This is a genomic window from Micromonospora sp. NPDC004540 (assembly GCF_040610095.1).
Taxonomy (GTDB): domain Bacteria; phylum Actinomycetota; class Actinomycetes; order Mycobacteriales; family Micromonosporaceae; genus Micromonospora.
This window is the reverse complement of the sequence record NZ_JBEXLR010000217.1, coordinates 1-1,020: the sequence shown is the minus strand read 5'-3', so window position 1 is coordinate 1,020 and position 1,020 is coordinate 1. Positions and strand designations below refer to the sequence as shown.

Here is a 1,020-nt window from a genome sequence, read left to right as displayed (position 1 = left end):
GGGTCTGTCAAGAAAACGGTGTAACACGGGTTGTTGAGGACTACTTGCGGGCTGCGGCGAGTCGGCCTTCGAAGGCCATCTCGAAGGCGTTCAACGCTGGCTTCCAGCGCATCGTCCAGCGTTTGCGGCCCTGCCCGGTCGGGTCCAGGCTCATGACCGCGAGGTAGACACATTTGAGAGCGGCAGCCTCGTTCGGGAAGTGTCCGCGGGCGCGGACGGCCCGCCGGATCCGGGCGTTGACGCTTTCGATCGCGTTCGTGGAGCAGACGACGGTGCGGATCTCGGCGTCGAAGGCCAGGAACGGCACGAACTCCGCCCAGGCGTTGGTCCACAGCCTGATGATCGCCGGATATCGGCCGCCCCAGGCCTCTGCGAACTCGTCGAAGCGGGCCTGCGCGGCCGCCTCGGTGGGTGCGGTGTAAACCGGCCGCAACGCCTTGGCGATAGCGTCCCAGTGTTGCCGGCCCGCATACCGGAACGAGGCTCTGAGCAGGTGGATGACACACGTTTGGACCACCGCGAGGGGCCAGGTCGCGGCGATCGCGTCAGGCAGGCCCTTGAGCCCGTCGCAGACGACCATGCAGGCGTCATCGACACCGCGGTTCTTCAATTCGGTCAGCACCTGCAGCCAGAATTTGGCGCCCTCCCCGCCGTCACCCGCCCACAGGCCGAGGATGTCGCGGGTCCCATCAACCGTGACTGCCAAGGCGACATAGATGGGCCGGTTGGCGACCTTGCCGTCTCTGATCTTCACGTGCACGGCGTCGAGGAAGATCACCGGGTAGACCGGGTCGAGGGGCCTGTTCTGCCACTCGGTCATGCCGTCGATGACCTTGTCGGTGATCGTGGAGATCGTCTGGCGTGACACGTCAGCGCCGTACACCTCGGCCAGATGCGCGGCGATCTCACCGGTCGTCAATCCCTTGGCGGACAACGAGATCACCATGTCCTCGACCCCGGTCAACCGGCGCTGCCGCTTCTTGACGATCTGCGGCTCGAAGCTGCCGTCACGGTCACGCG

The 1,020-nt window shown here is 65.7% G+C and carries 1 protein-coding gene; it reads right to left on the bottom strand.

Translation table 11 applies throughout. The features are described from left to right. Positions 1 to 40 precede the first annotated feature (40 nt). The coding region (locus ABZV78_RS31825) for an IS256 family transposase (RefSeq protein ID WP_355644572.1) at positions 41 to 1,020 on the bottom strand (980 nt) is incomplete at its 5' end.